Origin of the sequence: Desulforamulus aquiferis (assembly GCF_030577015.1) — a bacterium.
In the GTDB taxonomy this organism is placed as follows: Bacteria; Bacillota; Desulfotomaculia; order Desulfotomaculales; family Desulfotomaculaceae; genus Desulfotomaculum; species Desulfotomaculum aquiferis.
Map to the genome: position 1 here is coordinate 144202 of NZ_JARPTC010000001.1, position 20076 is coordinate 164277.

Below are 20076 nucleotides of genomic sequence, written 5' to 3' on the forward strand. Positions count from 1 at the left end.
TTAGGAGAAAAAAATGAGTGATACCCAAAATATAATTCAGCAAACTGAAAAACGGAGTGCACATAACTATTACCCATTGCCAATTGTCATAAATAGTGGAAATGGGGCCTGGGTTTACGATGTAGAAGGTAAAAAATACCTAGATATGCTTTCGGCCTACTCAGCCCTAAACCAGGGGCACTTGCACCCTAGGATTATAGCCCGCCTAATTGAACAGGCTCAACAACTAACCCTAACTTCACGGGCATTTTATAATGATAAAATGGGACAGTTCCTTGAGTCCATCTGTCAATTATCGGGCTTTGAAAAGGCCTTGCCAATGAATACAGGTTCCGAGGCCGTTGAAACTGCCATTAAGGCAGCAAGGAAGTGGGGTTACCTTAAAAAAGGGATTCAGGAAAATCTAGGCGAAATAATTGTGTGTAATAACAATTTTGCCGGTAGGACAGTAACCATTATCAGCTTTTCAACGGAAGACCAGTATAGGCTTGGTTTTGGACCCTATACTCCAGGTTTTAAAGCCATTCCCTTCGGAGATGCCAAAGCCCTTGAAGAAGCTATTACACCGAACACCATAGGTTTTCTGGTGGAACCAATACAGGGGGAGGGTGGGGTAGTGGTACCACCAGAGGGCTATCTCCAAGAAATTAGGGAGATTACCAGGAAACACAACCTATTGCTAATACTTGATGAGGTTCAAACCGGCCTGGGCCGAACGGGGGAAATGTTTGCTTTTCAACATGAAAAGATCACCCCTGATATTCTTATTTTAGGAAAGGCCCTTGGGGGAGGTGTTTACCCTGTTTCGGTTGTCCTGGCGGACAATGAAATTATGGATGTTTTTACCCCGGGGGATCATGGCTCAACATTTGGTGGCAACCCCCTGGCTGCCGCGGTTGGTATTGCTTCCATTGAGGTGCTAATAGAGGAAAACTTGCCCCAGAGGGCGATGGAACTGGGAAGCTACTTTATGGACAAATTGATCAATATAAATAGTCCCCTGGTAAAGGAAATCCGGGGTAAGGGTTTAATGATCGGAGTAGAGATAAAAGAGGAATACGGAACAGCCCGTCCCTATTGTGAAAGATTGATGCAGTTGGGAGTTCTATGTAAAGAAACTCACCAGCAAACCATAAGGTTTGCGCCACCCCTAATCATCACCAGGGAGGATATAGATTGGGCGTTAGAAAAGATAAAGCTGGTACTAGACTGTAAGTAGGAACCAAATATTATTTTGAAAGTAGATTCAGTAAAGAAGGAGAAAACAGATGTCAAACAATAATATTTCAGCAATTGGTATTGGTACAAATGCAGTTTGGGCAGGTGAGGAGGAGCAAAGGGTACATAGGGCCACACAAGTTCCCGTGGTGGTAAGTGTGGCTTATTCTTACGAGGATATGGATGAGTGGTACGATGTGGCCATCGGAAAAAAGTCGGGCCACATCTATGGTAGAAATACAAACCCAACGGTACAAGCCTTTGAGGACAAGGTTCGTGCGCTGGAGGGAGCGGAGGCGGCAACCAGTTTTTCAACTGGCATGGCGGCAATCAGCAATACTTTGTATACATTTCTAAGACCTGGAGATAGAATTGTCTCCATTAAGGATACCTATGGCGGAACAAACAAAATCTTTACAGAGTTTCTACCGGCCATGAATATTCAGGTGGCTCTTTGTACCACAGGCGACCATGAGGCTATCGAGGAAGAAATTAAGAAGGGCTGTAAGATTTTATATTTAGAAACACCCACTAATCCCACTGTTAAAATAACCGATATTGAGCGTATGGCAAAGGCGGGTAAGGGGGTTGGAGCCTTAGTGGTTGTGGATAACACCTTTGCTACCCCGATAAACCAAAATCCCTTAATGCTAGGTGCGGATCTGGTAATTCACAGTGCAACAAAGTTTTTAGGCGGCCACGCTGATGCATTAGGTGGTGTAGTGTGCGGCAATAAAGAGTTAGTAGAAAAAATTTATCACTATAGGGAAATTAATGGAGCAACCCTTGATCCCTGGGCGGCCTATCTCCTGCTTAGGGGGATGAAAACCTTAAAACTTCGGGTAGAGCGTCAACAGCAAAGTGCAATGGAAATTGCCAAGCACCTCCAGAACAAAGCTGGTGTTGAAGCCGTATACTATCCTGGCCTGGAAACCCATGTGAATCACGATATTGCTAAAAAACAAATGCGTGGCTTTGGCGGGATGCTCAGCTTTGCCTTAAAGGGGGGGATGGAAGCTGTCTCTATCCTGCTTCCCCAACTAAAATATGCCCACCGGGCTGCCAACCTGGGTGCTGTAGAAACAACCTATGGACCTGCAAGAACCACCAGCCACGTTGAGTGTACAGTGGAAGAACGAAAGGCAATGGGAATCCCTGAGGGGTTAGTTAGAATTTCCGTAGGCATAGAGGATGTGGAGGATCTCATTGCAGATTTAGACCAGGCCTTTGAACATCTTTATCAAAATTATAAGGCTTAACGGGAGAAGGGGTATCACTCACTGATACCCCTTTTCTTTTTATCATATGTAACTTTTTCCAGCATAGATATGATTTATTATTAGCTTTTCTAGTTTTATTCTTAGGAAGGAAAAATAAATCATGTCTATAGCTATTTTTATTTTTATCAGTACCTATCTTTTTATAGTATTTGGCATAATTCACCGGACCTTAGCAGCCTTAATTGGGGCAGTGGCCATGCTGGCACTGGGTGTTTTAGGGCCAGAAGAAGCCTTTTATGCCATTGACTTCGACACGGTGGGCATATTGGTTGGCATGATGACAATTGTCGGCATTACTAGAAAAACAGGAGTTTTTGAATTTTTAGCCATTAAGGCAGCTCAAAGGGCTAAGGCCAGGCCCATTAAAATACTCACTTCAATATGCTTAATAACAGCAGTCTTTTCGGCATTTTTAGACAATGTGACTACAGTTATGCTGATTATTCCGGTCACCTTTGCTATTACTAGACAACTTAGGATTAATCCTATCCCATTTCTCATTGCAATTATCATCACTTCCAATATTGGGGGTACTGCCACTTTAGTTGGTGATCCGCCTAATATAATGATCAGCGGGTTTACTGGTATGGGATTTATGGATTTTGTCATTAATCTTGCACCGGTTGTTGTAGTTATTTATATTATAACTCTGCTTATTTTTAAGGTAATCTTTAAAGAATATATGCTGACATTTCCTATACTAAGGGAAAGGATAATGGGATTAAATGCCGCCGATGAACTTAAGGATAGTGCCCTATTAGTAAAATGTATGTTGGTCTTGAGCCTAACGATGTTAGGTTTTATTCTACATCAACAAATAAAATTGGAGCCAGCATTTATTGCAGTGCTGGGGGCGGTTATTTTACAAATAATTTCAAAAAATAATCTTCTGGATTCTTTAAGATGTGTTGAATGGCAGGTTATTATATTTTTTGTCAGCTTGTTTATAATGGTGGGAGCTTTAGATAAATTAAATGCTTTTGAAAGTCTGGCTAAATTGAGCCTGGATATAACTGATGGCAATATGCTGGCAGCAGGTTTAATAATACTCTGGTTTTCAGCCATTGCATCAGCCTTTGTTGACAACATTCCATTTGTTGCTGCCATGATTCCCTTGATCCAGGATATGGGTCGCCTGGGTGGCATGACTGATTTGACTTTACTCTGGTGGTCATTATCCCTGGGTTCCTGTCTTGGTGGTAATGGTACGGCTATAGGGGCCTCTGCGAATATTGTGGTTATCGGAATGGCAGAAAAAAGGGGTGTAGATATTAGCTTTATAGGCTTTATGAAGGTTGCTTTCCCTTTAATGTTATTATCCATTTTAATATCTACCGGCTACATAATACTTTGGAACACATTTCATTAGGCACATGCTTTTAAAGGGGTATGCCGTTCGTTTAGAACAGCATACCCTTCATTTATTAAACATCCTAACGTATGGTTACCCTATATTGCTCAAGCCAAGTATTAAGCTGATAAAGGTAAGCAAAGAGCTGAGGGCCTGTCATTAATTGGCCGAACCAGGGGCGGCTAAAGATATCACCTTCTGATTCTAGCATTTTATTAACTAAACCCCTGTTAATTAACTGCAAAAGAGGGGAGGATGGTTCATTGACAATATCCCTTACAAGGGCTTTTACTGCAGCCAGGTAAGAGGGGTTGTGGGTTTTAGGATAGGGGCTTTTACGTCTTTCTAGAACATCTTCAGGTAAAACATCAGCTAAAGCAAGACGCAGCAGACCCTTCTCCCTACCGTTAAAGTTTTTCATAGACCAGGGTACATTCCAGACATACTCAACAATGCGATGGTCACAGAAGGGTACTCTTACTTCAAGTCCGGTGGCCATACTCATGCGATCCTTGCGATCAAGGAGGGTTTGCATGAACCAGATCATATTAAGGTAAAACATTTCTCTCCTTCTCGCTTCGGCAGGGTCCTCACCAGCTAGGCGAGGCACCTCGTCAAGGGTTTCCTGGTATCGGTTAGCTACATAATCTTCTAGCTGCACTTCTGCTGACAGATGGGGTGCTAGCAAACTAGCACGATCATCCGTGGATTGAGACCAAGGGAAGGTATTGGCGTTTAAATCCTCGGGCCTATGGAACCAGGGATAACCCCCAAAGACTTCATCCGCGCACTCGCCGGATAAGGCCACAGTGGCCTCCTTTTTGATTTCCTGGCAAAATAGATAAAGGGATGAATCAACATCAGCCATACCTGGAAGGTCTTTGGCCAGGGTGGAGGTCTTTAAAGCATCCACCAATCTCTGGGTATCAACGGTGATATAATGATGCTGGGAATTAAGATAATCCGACATACGTTTTACCCAGGGTGCATCAGAGTTTGGTTGATAGGTACTGGCTTTGAAATACAGTTCATTATCCACATAGTCCACCGAAAAAGTGTGTAACTGACCTAACCCTTGCTGCTTATAGGCCCTGGCAGCAAAGGAAGATAATGCGCTGGAATCAAGTCCACCGGATAGTAATGTGCAGACAGGAACATCGGCCACCAGTTGGCGGGAAATTGAGTCCCCTAAAAGATTTCTCACCTTATTTACCGTAGTGTGCAGGTCATCTTCATGGGGCTTACTGATCAGGCTCCAATATTTTTTTATAGTGAGGTTATTATCTTTATATAAAAGGCAATATCCGGGTCTGAGTTCAGATATATTTTTAAAGACTCCGTGTCCGGGAGTACGGGCCGGCCCAAGACCAAATATTTCTGCAAGGCCGTCCATACCTATTTCCGGTTTAATCAAGGGGTGAGCCAGCAGGGCCTTTAATTCGCTGCCAAAGATAAAGGCATCGCCCCGTCTGGCATAAAAGAGCGGTTTTACCCCCATCCGGTCCCTGGCCATAAATAAGCTTTGCTCCGCCTCGCTCCAAATCCCAAAGGCGAATATTCCATTAAAACGCTCAACACAGCTGCTTCCCCACTCCATATAGGCAGTTAATAATACCTCAGTATCGGAATGTCCTTGAAAGGTATAGCCCTTGTATTCTAATTCCCGTCTTAGTTCCGGTGTATTATATAACTCACCGTTGTAGACAATAACAAAGGTACGATCCCCGGCGGTGCGAATCATAGGCTGGGCACCACCTTCAGGATCAACTACACTTAGGCGCCTGTGGCCTAAGGCAGCCCTGGAAGAGACCCAATGGCCGACGGCATCAGGGCCACGATTAGTTAAAGTGGCAGTCATTTCTTCAAGAATGTGCCGGTCCCTTGGTAATTGAATATCCTGATCAATCCAACCAGTTATGCCACACATTTCTTTCATCCTCCTTTATACGACCATAGGCCTTAAACTATTGGGCAAAAATAAAAACCACAGGATAAATGCTGGTAAAACACATTTAACCAAGTGGCGTCGTTGCCCCGGTGTCACTTTAGGTGACCTGTTTTCCTTTAGTAATATATTACGCTTGTTAACCCTAAAATGTCATAAAAGGGCCCAGGCAATTTATACCTGAGGCAAGCTTATGTATAAAGCCTTATATAATTAAAAGTAATGGACATTTGTTGACACTGGTCGTAAAATTAATATATTTGAGTAGTAATATTCTTGAGGTGTTTTCAATGTTTGAAAGGCGAGTACTCCTGGCTGACCCGGATCTGGAATATAGAAAAAAACTGAGGGACTTGCTGAGACAGCACGGCTACTTAGTTGTGGCTGAAACAGAGGATGGCAGAGGTACACTCCAGGCAGCATTTCAAAACCAGCCTAATTTGGTTATCATGGAGAGTGATATGCCGGGTTGCAAAGGGCTGGAAGTTGCCAGGCTTATTGAGGAAAATCGCCTTGCTCCTGTTGTTCTGGTTACCTCCCAAACCCATAGAGAACTGATTGAGGAGGCTAAGGTATCTTCTGTGCTGGGATATCTAATAAAACCTATTGATGAGGCTAGCTTAATTCCCACTATTGAGATGGCCCTTGCTACCTTTAAGAGAATTACCAAGATGGAAGAAGAGAATAGAAAGCTAAAGATGAGACTCGAGGAGAAAAACCTGGTGGAGCAGGCAAAACATCTATTAATGGAAAAAAAAGGCTTTAGCGAGCAAGCAGCCTACCGTTTTATCCAGAAAACAAGTATGGATCGGGCCAGCACCATGGCTAGGGTCGCTCAACAGGTGATAGTCTCCTTAAAGCCACATGTTTAAGCCGGATGTATACAATATTATTATGCTTAAATAATTGACTAGTAGCTTAGCCACAGGGTATATTAATATTTAGCAAGTTAATAACTTTTGGGGCAAAGGCGTCCCAACTGGATCTTTAGATGATAAGGGTCTAGTTGGGACGTCTTTATTTTTAGGGGGAGATTGACTAATGCGGCCCTTAACATCTCAAGAAGTTTTAGAACATGTCAAAGAATATCATGTAAAATTTGTTCGGCTGCAGTTTACGGATATTGGAGGCTCCTTTAAAAATATCGCCGTCACTGTTGAGGAACTGGAAAGAGCCTTGGAAGGAAGGGTGTGTTTTGATAGCGCCGTCCTTGAAGGACAGTATGGTCCAGGGCAAAGGGATATTTTCTTAAAGCCTGACCCAACTACGCTGGAAGTGTTTCCTTGGCGTCCCAGGGAAGGTGCGGTAGCTCGCTTGATTTGCGATGTTGTAGACTCGATGGGAAAAGCTTACCCTGGCTGTGCCAGAAGCAACTTGAAAAATTCTTTAAACGAACTAACTAGAGCCGAGCTGGATCTCTCGGTAGGAGCAGAAATAGAATTCTTTCTATTTAACACTGACCAACAGGGGCGCCCGGTTCAACAAACCCATGATAATGCCGGTATCTGTGACCTAACACCTGTAGATCTTGGGGAAAATGCCCGGCGTGATATGGTTCTTACCTTAGAGGAAATGGGTTTTCAGATAGTATCAAGTAATCACGAAAGTGCCCCCGGACAGCATGAGATTGTACTAAGGGAAGATAACCCTTTGAGTATGGCCGATAAAATAGCAACCTTTAAATTTGTAGTAAGGACTATTGCTCAACGCCATGGCTTGCATGCTTCCTTTATGCCTAAACCCTTTCCGGGTCAAAATGGATCAGGTATGGCCTTGGTATTTTCCATTTGGAACCAGTTGGGAGATAACATGCTTGTTGAACCAGGCCAGCCCTATGGACTAAGTAAACTGGCGGGATCTTTTATAGCGGGGCTTACCAAACACGCCTGTGCGCTTACCGCAGTAACTAACCCATTGGTCAATTCCTATAAACGATTGGGTAACTCAGAGGTTGAGAGGGTATTAAAGGGTTGGTCCGAGGGGAACAGAAGCTCGATGCTTAGGGTTCCTGCCCTGCGTGGTATTGATACCAGGATTGTTTTGCGCAGCCCGGATGCTACCTGCAATCCCTATTTTGCCCTATCCCTGATTATGCAAGCCGGGCTAAAGGGTATAAAGGAAAACCTTCCTCTGCCTGTGTCAATGGATGAAGATATATCCGGCGGCAGGGTGCCCAGAAACCTTGGTGAGGCATTGGATGCCTTGGCCGGGGATGAGTTTATTCAAACTGTACTGGGAAGCCATACCTACAACAGGTATATGGAGATTAAAAAGCAGGAATGGGATGATTTCCAATATTATGTTCATCCCTGGGAGTTTGAAAAATATTTGACCAATTATTAAGGATTAACTAGAAGGTTATCCTTCTCTAAAAGAATAAATAGGAGGTTCATCAAACAATGACATTTAGTAAAGGAACAAATGCCAGTAATGCTACCCTGACCAAACTACGCACTCCCGACAGCTACTGTCCATTTAGCGGAATGTGCACCACCTGCCTGGATGGCTGTCCAGGTTTCTGTGAAATTGGTAAATCTGCCGTGAGAGGTAAAGAGGTACTTTATCCACAGCCCTTCGGCAAGACCACTTCCGCTTCTCAAAAGGATTATCCTGTTGATTATTCCCACTTTAATATTATGGGTACTGCTGTTGGTGCACACGGCATTGAGCCAAACCCTGATAAGGCTATTTTCCCCGCGGTAAATTTAGACTCCTACCTGGGAGTAAATAAAGACCTGAAGCTTACCACCCCCATCATTGTTGCTGCCATGGGTTCCACCAATGTCGCGGCTGACAACTGGGATCACCTGGCTGCAGGCTGTGCTATCTCCGGTGCAGGTATTGCCATTGGTGAAAACGTTTGTGCCATGGACCCCAACGTAGAGATTAAAAATGGTCGTGTTGTGCATTCACCTAATCTAGCTAGAAGGATCAAAGATTTCCAAGAGTGGTCCCAGGGTGCAGGCTTTATTGCAGTGCAGGCAAACGTTGAAGATACCAAGCTGGGTGTTCAAGAATATGCCCTGGAAAAGCTTGGCGTAGATGCCGTTGAAATTAAATGGGGACAGGGTGCCAAGGACATTGGCGGCGAGGTAAAACTTAGCAGCCTAGAACGTGCCCTGGAGCTTAAAGGACGTGGCTACATCGTTCTGCCTAACCCTGAAGAGCCAAAGGTACAGGAAGCCTATAAGGCCGGTGCTTTCAAAGAGTTTGAGCGTCACTCCCGTATCGGTATGGTTTCTGAAGAAGGCTTTGTTAAGAGGGTTGATGAATTACGTGCAGCAGGTGCCAAGTATATATTCCTGAAGACCGGTGCTTATCGTCCTGCTGACTTAGCCCGGGCAGTGAAATTTGCCTCCCTGGCTAAAATTGACCTTCTAACCGTTGACGGTGCTGGCGGTGGAACTGGTATGAGCCCCTGGCGTATGATGAACGAGTGGGGTGTGCCTACTGTTTACCTGCAGGCGCTGCTAACCAAATACTGTGACAGACTGGCTGCTAAGGGCGAGTATGTTCCGCCTGTGGCTATGGCTGGCGGCTTTACCCTGGAAGACCATATGTTCAAAGGCTTTGCCATGAGCGCTCCCTATGTTAAGTCCATTGCCATGGCCCGTTCCGCTCTGACTGCAGCAATGGTCGGCAAGAATGTAGGACAGTTAATTAAAGATGGTAAAGTTCCCACTGAGTACAAAAAGTATGGTGAAAATCTGGAGCAAATCTTCATTAATACAGCAGTCCTTAAAGATAAGCTGGGCGACCGTTTCAATGATCTGCCTGTAGGTGCAATTGGCGTATACACATATTTTGAGCGTCTATCCCAAGGTCTGCGTCAATTTATGTGTGGGGCGAGGAAATTTGGCCTGGATTACATCACCCGGGATGATCTAGTAGCCCTTACCCCTGAGGCAGCCCAGCTTAGTGGTATTAAATATGTTATGGAAGCAGATGCCGACGAGGTAGAGAAAATCCTTGGTTAAATTGGAATATTGTATACTTGCTTTAACCTATTGACTAAAGCATAAGGACTAGACTATAATACTGCTATAGAAGTTGAATATCAATGGATACAAAGTTGTATCCTATCATGGCAACGTTGCCCAGACAGGTCTTTATAGTCCTGGCTGGGCTTTTTGTTGTTTTCGGGGGGATTTCGTGGCTAATCAACGAATAATCATCGTCGATGAAGATGAAACATGGCGAAAGAATCTAAAGACCATGTTGGGCAAGTTGGGCTATCTGGTAGTCGGAGATGCCTCCGACGGCACCGGTGCACTCAAACAAATCCGCACTCGTCTTCCTGACCTATTGATTTGCCAAGATAATTTGCCAGGATTGAGTGGTTTGGAGCTTGCCCAGATCTTATATGAAGATAAGCTTGGCCCTGTTATATTAACCACAGATTATATGCAGCAAGAGCTAGTTGAGAAGGCCAAGGATGCTAGGGTGTTTGCCATTATGCTCAAACCCATTGACGAGAGTCACTTGCTTCCGGCGGTAGAACTTGCCCTAGGTAATTACCAAGAAATTATCAAATTAGAAAAGCAGGTTAGCGAATTAAGGGATACTTTGGAAACCAGAAAGCTGGTGGAAAAGGCCAAAGGTATCTTGATGAAGAGCATGAGAATTACCGAAGAGGAAGCCTTTAAAAGAATTCAAAAGCAAAGCATGAACAAGAGGATTTCCATGCGAGCTGTGGCTGAAGCCGTAATATTAGCCTATAACATTAATCAGGTTTAACTAAATTAGGGTAATTGAATAGCGGCACAAGGATGTACCGGAGGCAATGGCGCCTTTTATTAGGGGATTACTCAATTTCCTTTTTATAAAAGGCGTTTATTTATTTAAACAACAAAAGTTGTCAACAAATTAACCAAGGGAAGGTGGCTAAATTTATGGACGCTGCAATTAAAAAGGATGTATTAGACAAGGCTAGGGAAATGGGAGTTAAGTTTGTTCGCCTACAGTTTACTGATATTTTTGGTGCTCTGAAAAACGTGGCCATTACTGTTGAACAATTAGAAAAGGCCCTCGATGGAGAAATGATGTTTGACGGTTCTTCCATCCACGGTTTTACCAGAATTGAAGAGTCTGACATGTACCTTCGTCCAGACCCCAGCACCTTTGTGGTATTCCCATGGAGACCCCGTGAGGGAGCGGTGGCACGTTTGATTTGTGATGTTTACAATCCAGATGGCACTCCCTTCGAAGGCAGCCCGCGTTATGCCCTTAAAAAGGTATTGGCAGAAGCAAAAGAAATGGGCTACACCATGAATGTAGGTCCTGAGTGCGAATTTTTCCTTTTCCATTTAGATAAAGACGGTAAACCTACCACTGATACACATGATGAAGCTGGTTACTTTGACATGACCCCCATTGATATGGGTGAAAACGCCCGTCGTTTCATGGTACTAACCCTGGAGGAAATGGGCTTTGAAATTGAGGCCTCCCACCACGAGGTAGCTCCTGGACAGCATGAAATCGACTTTAAATATTCCGACGCTTTAGATGTTGCCGATAAAATCATGACCTTCAAGTTTGTTGTTCGTACCATCGCCCAGCGCCATGGTCTGCACGCAACCTTTATGCCAAAGCCAATCTTCGGTATTAACGGTTCTGGCATGCACATGAACCAGTCCCTCTTTACCCTGGATGGGGAAAATGCTTTCTATGACCCCAGTACTCCAGATCAACTGAGCCAAACTGCAAAATACTACATTGGAGGTTTGATCAAGCACGCTCGTTCCTTTGCTGCTCTAACCAACTCCAGTGTAAACTCTTATAAGCGTCTGGTTCCCGGCTATGAGGCTCCATGCTATGTGGCTTGGTCCCTGCGGAACCGCAGTTCCTTAATCCGTATTCCTGCTAAGCGTGGCATGTCTACCCGTGTTGAACTGCGCAACCCAGATCCAGCTTGCAACCCATACCTGGCCATTGCCGCTGCTTTAAAGGCTGGTCTTGATGGTATCAAGAACCAGATTGAACCACCTGTACAGACTGAGAAAAACATTTATCATATGGACGCTGCCGCAAGGGCTGCTGAAGGTATTGTGGCTTTACCCGCCAGCATCCAAGAGGCAGTTGTGGAATTGCAAAACAACCCTGTTATCTCTTCCGTACTAGGAGATCATATCCTGGGTCGTTTCGTGGAAGGTAAAATGGAAGAGTGGGATGAGTTCAGAACCACTGTCCATGATTGGGAGCTTAAAAAGTACCTGACTGTTTACTAGAAGTAGAAAAATAGCTAAATAAATAAAAGGCAGGCTATATCCGGAAGGGGTATGGTCTGCCTTTTGTTGCTTTTTATAAAAGTATACATAATTCATAGAGAACAACTATGGATTTTTGTAGAATTTTTGATATACTAAATAAGAAGATGAAATGGCACAATGGGGTGCCAGTTAATTAGGCAATGACGCCTGCACGAGGTATGCACTTTTTTGCTGCCTGTATGTAGGCGTTTTTTTAATTTGTGATATAATATCATGTAAGTTAAAGCAGAAAGGTGTGTTATTGTGACCAAGCTGACTAACAATGATGTTAGGCAAATGTGTAAGGAATTAAACGTAAAATTTATCCGTCTCCAGTTTACTGACATCTTTGGGGTCCTGAAGAATGTGGCCATTACAGTAGAGCAACTGGATAAAGCCCTTGAGGGGGAGATGATGTTTGACGGCTCCTCCATTGAAGGATTTGTACGTATTGAAGAATCAGACATGTACCTGCGTCCCGACCCAAATACCTTTGTTGTATTTCCCTGGAAACCTAGAGAAGGTGCTGTAGCCCGTCTAATATGTGATATTTATAATCCAGATGGGACCCCCTTTATAGGTGACCCACGTTATGCCTTGAGAAGGGCAGTTGCTGAGGCTGCCGAGATGGGCTATACCATGAATGTCGGCCCAGAGGCTGAGTTTTTCCTGTTTCATGTGGATGCCAACGGGCGTCCAACCACCAATACCCATGATAAAGCAGGTTACTTTGACATGACTCCCATTGATCTGGGTGAAGATGCCAGAAGGGATATGGTGCTTACCCTTGAACAAATGGGTTTTGAGATAGAGGCCTCCCACCATGAGGTAGCTCCTGGTCAGCATGAAATTGACTTTAAATACTCGGATGCATTGGCTGCTGCTGATAACATTGTTACCTTTAAACTGGCAGTAAGAACCATTGCACAGCGTCATGGACTTCATGCCACATTTATGCCAAAGCCGGTCTTTGGTATGGCTGGCTCAGGTATGCACCTCAACCAATCCCTCATTACTAATGAAGGGAAAAATGCTTTCTATGATCCCAGTGCTCCCATTGGTATGAGTGAAGAAAGTATGAATTATGTTGCTGGGTTAATGAAACATATCGGTGCTATCACCGCCGTTATTAACCCCACAGTAAACTCTTATAAGCGTCTTGTATCAGGCTATGAAGCACCTGTTTATGTAGCTTGGTCATCCCGTAACCGCAGTCCATTGATTCGTATTCCCGCTAAAAGGGGAATGTCCACAAGGGTTGAGCTGAGGAGTCCGGATCCATCCTGTAATCCTTATCTGGCCCTGGCGGTATGTCTGAAGGCAGGCCTAGACGGTATAAAGAAAAAGCTGGTTCCACCACCACCGACCGATAGAAACATTTACGAGATGTCTATAGCAGAGAGGCGGGAAGCTGGGATTACCAGCCTGCCGGAAAACTTGCAGGAAGCATTAAAGGAACTTCAGGTCAACACAGTAATCAAAGAAGCATTAGGCCCACATATATTTGATCGGTATTTGGAAGCCAAGTCCATTGAGTGGGATCGTTACCGTATGCAGGTTAGTCCCTGGGAATTGGAAGAATATCTGACAAAGTATTAAAAATAGCATAAATTATATCTAGTCAAAGGTTTTTGCCCGGACAAGCGTACATTAAGGGTAGTGCCTTCGTCCGGGCCCTTTTGTCCCTTTTGGGTGTCAGAAAATTCTGGAAAATTATATTGTTTAAGGAATTGGCAGTTAATATTGGAATTGTTTTAATAAGGAAGTTTGTTTTCTAGTTGACTATTAATTAGAGGTTCACAGGTTAAGGCAATTGCCCGCCTGTAGTAAATGTATAATTCTGCAAATAGGAGGTCATGACACCAATGACTGGTATATCTCAAGGAAATCCTAAGGGATTGCCCTCAAAACAAGGCATGTACGATCCCAGCTTAGAACGTGATGCCTGCGGCATTGGGTTTGTTGCCAATATTAAAGGGGTAAAATCCAACGAAATTTTGCACAAGGCTCTGACCATTCTGGTTAATCTTGACCACCGTGGCGGGCAGGGTGCCGAGACAAACACCGGTGACGGTGCAGGAATTCTTATGCAAATCCCCCACAACTTCTTTGAAAAGGAGTGTGCTAAGCTGGGCTTTAACCTGCCTGGCCCTGGGAAATATGGCGTAGGCATGCTATTCCTTCCTAATGATACTGCCAAGTATGAAGCTTGCAAAGGAATTCTGGAGCAGGTTATCGCAGAGGAAGGACAAAACCTCCTGGGCTGGAGAGAGGTTCCCGTTGATAACTCAATGATTGGTGATTCAGCCAAATCAGCACAGCCATATATTACTCAGCTATTTATTGGCTCAAATCCCGAACTAACTGAGAAGGAATTTGAGCGTAAGCTATATATAATCAGAAAAAGGGCAAAAAAGGAAATCCGCAGATCTGTCCTAATGGATGGAGAAACCCTGTACTTTGCCAGTATGTCCTCAAGGACCATTGTTTACAAGGGCATGCTTACCCCCGAACAGCTTGACCAGTTTTACTTGGATTTAAAGGACTCTGATATAGAAATTGCTTTAGCCCTCGTACATTCACGTTTCAGCACCAATACCTTCCCAAGTTGGGAAAGGGCTCACCCCTACCGCTACCTGATTCACAATGGCGAGATTAATACCCTCAGGGGTAATGTTAACTGGATGCACGCCAGGCAGGCCATGTGCCAATCAGAGCTTTTCGGTGACGATATCAAGAAGGTGCTGCCTGTTATAGATCAAGAGGGCAGCGACTCTGCAATGTTTGATAACTGCATGGAGTTTCTATTTTTATCAGGACGCTCACTACCCCATGCGGCCATGATGATGATTCCTGAGCCTTGGGCCAATCATGAAAGTATGAGTGATGAGAAAAAGGCCTTTTACGAATATCACAGCTGCTTGATGGAACCCTGGGATGGTCCTGCAGCCATCGCCTTTACAGATGGCAAGATTATTGGGGCTTCCCTTGATAGAAACGGTCTAAGACCATCCCGCTACTATGTAACCAAGGATGACATGATTGTCCTTGCCTCGGAAGTAGGTGTGCTGGAGATTGAGCCTGAAAATGTAGCCTATAAAGAGAGGCTGCATCCAGGAAGAATGCTTCTGGTGGACACCGAAGCCGGACGAATTGTTACCGATGATGAATTAAAGCAGGGAATGGCATCGGCGCATCCTTACCGTCAATGGATCCAAGAATACATGGGTAATCTTGAAGAACTACCAGATGCTCCAAAGGTTAAAGGGGATAGCGATAACATAATCCAGCGTCAGCAAGCCTTCGGGTATACCCATGAGGAATTGCTAAAGACTCTTGAGCCTATGGGTAAAAACGGGGTTGATCCGGTAGGTGCCATGGGTAATGATACTTCCCTGGCAGTTTTATCAGAAAAACCACAACTCCTATATAACTATTTTAAGCAACTTTTTGCCCAGGTAACTAACCCGCCAATTGATGCCATTAGGGAAGAGATTATTACCGCCAGCGGTACTACCATTGGCTCAGAAAAGAATTTGATTAAACCTGAACCAAGTAGCTGCCAGAGATTAAGGATTAAGAGTCCAATTTTAAACAGTGAAGAGCTTGCTAAACTGCGTTGCATTGACAAAGAAGGCTATAAATCAACTACCCTGCCAATTTTATATAAGGTGGAAGATGGCACCACCGGGCTAGAAAAGGCCATGAATGAACTATTTTTGGCTGCAGACACTGCCATTGTCGAGGGTAATAATTTGTTGATTCTTTCCGATAGGGGAATCAACCAGGAGGATGCAGCTATACCGGCGCTGCTGGCAGTTTCCGGACTACATCACCACCTGATTCGCGAAGGAACCCGTACTAAAGTAAGCCTGATTCTGGAATCCGGGGAGCCTAGGGAGGTACACCATTTTGCCCTGCTGCTGGGTTACGGTGCCAGTGCCATTAACCCATATCTGGCCATCGAAACATTGGAAGATATGATTAACAGGGGCTATATTACTGAGATTACTGTTAAAGATGCAAGCAAAAACTATATCAAGGCATCAACCAAAGGTGTAGTTAAGGTAATGTCCAAGATGGGCATTTCCACCATCCAAAGTTATTCCGGAGCCCAAATATTTGAGGCCATCGGTATTCACCAGTCCGTCATAGACAAGTACTTTACATGGACACCATCACGCATTGGCGGCATTGACATTGATGCCATTGTTAAGGAAGTTGAGCTTCGCCACAAGAGAGCCTTTACTGAACAGGAAGGCCGTGATGAAACCCTAGATTCAGGCTCATCCCTTCAGTGGCGTCATGATGGTGAAGAACACCTATTTAACCCCAAAAGCATCTACTATTTACAGAGGGCTTGTCAGAATAGTGACTATGGTTTGTTTAAAGAATATTCCAAGCTGCTGGATGATGAAGCCAGAAAGACTTGTACCCTCAGGGGAATGTTTAAATTTAAAAACAACAGAAAGCCTATCCCCATTGATGAGGTGGAACCGGTAGAAGCTATTTGTCGCCGCTTTAAGACAGGGGCCATGTCCTTTGGTTCCATCAGCAGAGAGGCCCACGAGTGTCTGGCCATTGCTATGAACCGTATTGGCGGCAAGAGTAATACCGGTGAAGGTGGGGAAGATCCGGCCCGTTTCTTGCCGGATGCCAACGGTGACTTAAGGCGCAGTGCTATCAAACAGGTGGCCTCAGGGAGATTTGGTGTTACCAGCAACTACCTGGTTAATGCCGATGAAATACAAATCAAGATGGCTCAGGGTGCTAAGCCTGGTGAAGGAGGTCAACTTCCTGGCCGGAAGGTTTACCCATGGGTTGCTCAGGTAAGGGGCACCACTGCGGGAGTAGGGTTAATTTCTCCTCCACCGCACCATGATATTTACTCCATTGAGGATCTCGCGGAACTGATCCATGACCTGAAAAATGCTAACCCCCAAGCGAGAATTAATGTTAAGCTGGTTTCCGAGGTAGGGGTAGGAACTATTGCCGCAGGGGTGGCAAAGGGTCGGGCTGACGTTGTGTTAATTAGTGGTTATGATGGCGGAACAGGTGCTTCTCCCCGTACCAGTATGAGGCATGCAGGCCTTCCCTGGGAATTAGGACTGACAGAAACCCATCAAACCCTGGTGCTGAACCAACTCCGTGACCGTATTGTAGTTGAGACCGATGGTAAGTTAATGACTGGCCGCGATGTGGTAATTGCTACCCTTCTTGGGGCAGAGGAATACGGCTTTGCGACTGCACCTCTGGTGGCTATTGGTTGTGTCATGATGCGTGTTTGCAACCTAGATACCTGCCCAGTGGGCGTGGCAACCCAGAATCCCGAATTGCGCAAAAACTTTAAGGGTAAGCCCGAGTATGTAGTTAACCTGATGCGGTATATCGCTCAGGAAATGCGTGAGGTTATGGCAGAACTAGGCTTCCGCACTATTAACGAAATGGTGGGCAGGACAGATGTGCTGGATGTTTGTGATGCCGCTGAACATTGGAAGAAGAAGGGCTTAGACCTTACCCCGCTTCTTTATCAGCCTAATCTACCAGACACTGTGGGCAGATACTGCAGTATTAAACAGGATCATAGGTTGGATAAATCCCTTGATATGCAGCAGCTTCTTGATATTTGCAAGCCTGCACTGGAAAAGGGAGAACCGGTGGAAGCCAGGTTAAATATTAGAAATATTAACCGGGTGGTAGGTACTATTTTAGGCAGCGAAGTAACCAGGCGTTACGGTGGCCAAGGTCTACCTGAAGATACAATTAAATTATACTTTGAAGGTTCTGCGGGCCAAAGCTTTGGAGCCTTTGTTCCCAAGGGAATAACACTGAATCTGGAGGGTGATGCCAACGATTATGTTGGTAAAGGCCTTTCCGGCGGAAAGATTTGTGTTTACCCACCAAGTAAAGCCACCTTCGTACCTGAGGAAAATATCCTTATTGGTAACGTAGCCCTTTACGGTGCCACCTCAGGAGAGGCATATTTCCGTGGTATAGCGGGAGAGAGATTCTGCGTTAGAAACAGTGGTGTCCAGGCGGTTGTTGAAGGTGTAGGCGACCATGCCTGTGAATATATGACCGGCGGTAGAGTGGTAGTTCTTGGTTCAACGGGCAGAAACTTTGGGGCAGGAATGTCCGGCGGTATTGCCTATGTACTTGATGAAAATGGTACATTCCCCAATCTTTGCAATAAAGAAATGGTTCTCCTCGAAAAACTGGAGGATGCTGGGGAAATCGAAGAGGTTAAAAACCTGATTGAACAGCACTTAAGGTACACCCAAAGCCAAGTGGCTCAGCAGGTTCTTGATAACTGGGATAGTCTGATCAGCAAATTTGTTCGGGTTATACCTAAGGATTATAAGCGTGTGATGGAAGCCATCGAGCAGGCTCACAAGGCTGGTTTAAGTGGAGAGGAAGCCATTATGGCTGCCTTTGAGGAAAACAAAATGGATAAGTCTCGGGTTAGTGGTAACTAGCCCTGCAAAAAGGTTGGGAGGGTACATCATGGGTAAACCTACCGGATTTTTGGAATATAAAAGGGAACAGGCGCCATACCGAAATCCTATTGAAAGAATCAATGACTGGCAGGAACTTAATAATAGCCTGCCTGAGGAAAAGCTAAAAGAACAGGCAGCTCGCTGCATGGAGTGTGGAACTCCCTTCTGCCACAGTGGCATGATTATTAATGGGGTGGCCTCTGGCTGCCCCAACCATAACCTTCCCCCCGAGTGGAATGATCTGGTTTACCGGGGCTTGTGGAAGGAAGCCTTTCAACGCTTGGTTAAGATTAATAATTTCCCCGAGTTTACTGGCAGAGTGTGTCCTGCCCTTTGTGAGGGTGCATGTACAGGCGGCCTGATAGGCTCCCCTGTGACGGTGAAAAATATTGAATGTGCCATTATTGATCGGGCCTTTGAGGAAGGCTGGCTAAAGCCCCAGCCCCCAGTAAAGCGTACAGGCAAAAAGGTTGCTGTAGTAGGCTCCGGTCCTGCAGGATTAGCTGCTGCGGCCCAGCTTAACAAAGCAGGCCACTGGGTAACGGTATTTGAACGTGCCGACAGGGTTGGCGGACTCCTTATGTATGGTATTCCCAATATGAAACTGGATAAGAAATATGTTCAGAGACGTGTAGAACTAATGGAGGCAGAGGGCATTAAGTTTCTCACAGGCACAGAGGTGGGCAAAAACTATCCTGCCAAGGAATTATTGAAGGAATTTGATGCGGTGGTTCTCTGTGGCGGGGCAACCAAGCCCAGGGATTTGGCAATTGAAGGCAGGAACCTCAAGGGTGTTCATTTTGCCGTGGAGTTCCTCTCGGCCAACACTAAAAGCCTACTGGATACCAACCTTGAGGATGGCAATTTTATTTCCGCCCAGGACAAGGATGTAATCGTTATAGGTGGTGGTGATACCGGTACTGATTGTGTGGGCACATCCCTAAGGCACAGGTGTAAGAGTGTCACCCAGCTGGAGATTATGCCCCAACTTCCTTTGGAGCGTGGCAGCAACAATCCTTGGCCAGAATATCCAAGGGTGCATAAGGTTGACTATGGTCAGCAGGAGGCGGCCGCAATCTTTGGCGAGGATCCAAGACAATACTGCATAACAGCTAAGAAATTTGTTGGAGATGAACAGGGTCAATTGAAGGAAGTGCACACAGTAAAGGTGGAATGGGTTAAGGACGACCTTGGTCGTTTTACCCCCAGGGAAATTGCCGGGACTGAAAAGGTTTGGCCCGCCCAGCTTGTGCTTTTGGCCATGGGCTTTACCGGGCCAGAAGAAACACTTTTTGAACAACTTGGTGTGGAACGTGACGAACGCAGCAACGCCAAGGCTGAATATGGTAAATTTGCTACAAACCTAGAAGGCGTATTCTCAGCCGGAGATATGAGGCGGGGTCAGAGTTTAGTAATTTGGGCAATCAACGAAGGCAGAGGAGCAGCCCGGGAATGTGATCGTTACTTGATGGGTTCCACCAATCTGTTATAAAATACTAAAAAGCTAAATTGATAACGCTCCTATAATGGGAGCGTT

At 45.1% G+C, this 20076-nt stretch carries 12 protein-coding genes; 11 read left to right on the plus strand and 1 reads right to left on the minus strand.

What is annotated here, in order from left to right; genetic code table 11:
* Nucleotides 1-13: 13 nt before the first annotated feature.
* The 3 genes from rocD (at nt 14) to P6N53_RS00775 (ending at nt 3867) form a co-directional block, all read left to right on the plus strand.
* On the plus strand, nt 14-1219 hold the full coding sequence (gene rocD, locus P6N53_RS00765; protein ID WP_304540371.1) for an ornithine--oxo-acid transaminase: 1206 nt from the start codon (nt 14-16) through the stop codon (nt 1217-1219).
* A 49-nt stretch (nt 1220-1268) separates the two neighbouring features.
* Nucleotides 1269-2477, plus strand: coding sequence for a cystathionine gamma-synthase family protein (locus P6N53_RS00770; RefSeq protein WP_304540373.1), 1209 nt, complete (start codon nt 1269-1271; stop codon nt 2475-2477).
* A 121-nt stretch (nt 2478-2598) separates the two neighbouring features.
* Nucleotides 2599-3867, plus strand: a complete 1269-nt coding sequence (locus P6N53_RS00775) for an ArsB/NhaD family transporter (protein WP_304540375.1) — start codon at nt 2599-2601, stop codon at nt 3865-3867.
* Between the two features lie 64 nt (nt 3868-3931).
* On the opposite strand, the gene asnB is transcribed toward P6N53_RS00775, so the two are convergent.
* The gene (gene asnB / locus P6N53_RS00780) at nt 3932-5776 is read right to left on the minus strand and encodes an asparagine synthase (glutamine-hydrolyzing) (RefSeq protein WP_304540473.1); all 1845 of its coding nucleotides are present in this window, start codon (nt 5774-5776) and stop codon (nt 3932-3934) included.
* 308 nt (nt 5777-6084) lie between these two features.
* Between asnB and P6N53_RS00785 the strand changes: the two genes are divergently transcribed.
* The 8 genes from P6N53_RS00785 (at nt 6085) to P6N53_RS00820 (ending at nt 20031) form a co-directional block, all read left to right on the plus strand.
* Nucleotides 6085-6666 (plus strand): ANTAR domain-containing response regulator, encoded by a 582-nt coding sequence (locus P6N53_RS00785; RefSeq protein ID WP_304540376.1) that lies wholly within the window; start codon nt 6085-6087, stop codon nt 6664-6666.
* A 169-nt stretch (nt 6667-6835) separates the two neighbouring features.
* Nucleotides 6836-8137 carry a glutamine synthetase family protein gene (locus tag P6N53_RS00790; protein WP_304540377.1) on the plus strand — a complete coding sequence of 434 codons (1302 nt, stop codon included), beginning with the start codon at nt 6836-6838 and terminating at the stop codon, nt 8135-8137.
* A gap of 56 nt (nt 8138-8193) precedes the next feature.
* A complete protein-coding gene (locus tag P6N53_RS00795; protein ID WP_304540378.1) occupies nt 8194-9771 on the plus strand; it encodes an FMN-binding glutamate synthase family protein in 1578 nt (525 codons plus the stop codon).
* 175 nt (nt 9772-9946) lie between these two features.
* Nucleotides 9947-10531, plus strand: coding sequence for an ANTAR domain-containing response regulator (locus P6N53_RS00800; RefSeq protein ID WP_304540379.1), 585 nt, complete (start codon nt 9947-9949; stop codon nt 10529-10531).
* A 155-nt stretch (nt 10532-10686) separates the two neighbouring features.
* Entirely contained in the window at nt 10687-12021 is a 1335-nt protein-coding gene (glnA, locus tag P6N53_RS00805) for a type I glutamate--ammonia ligase (protein ID WP_304540380.1), read from the plus strand.
* Nucleotides 12022-12306: 285 nt separating this feature from the next.
* Nucleotides 12307-13641: a type I glutamate--ammonia ligase gene (gene glnA / locus P6N53_RS00810; protein WP_304540381.1), complete on the plus strand. Its 1335-nt coding sequence runs from the start codon at nt 12307-12309 to the stop codon at nt 13639-13641.
* Nucleotides 13642-13907: 266 nt separating this feature from the next.
* Nucleotides 13908-18518 carry a glutamate synthase large subunit gene (gene gltB, locus P6N53_RS00815; RefSeq protein ID WP_304540383.1) on the plus strand — a complete coding sequence of 1537 codons (4611 nt, stop codon included), beginning with the start codon at nt 13908-13910 and terminating at the stop codon, nt 18516-18518.
* A 28-nt stretch (nt 18519-18546) separates the two neighbouring features.
* On the plus strand, nt 18547-20031 hold the full coding sequence (locus tag P6N53_RS00820) for a glutamate synthase subunit beta (RefSeq protein WP_304540384.1): 1485 nt from the start codon (nt 18547-18549) through the stop codon (nt 20029-20031).
* The last annotated feature ends 45 nt before the right edge of the window (nt 20032-20076 follow it).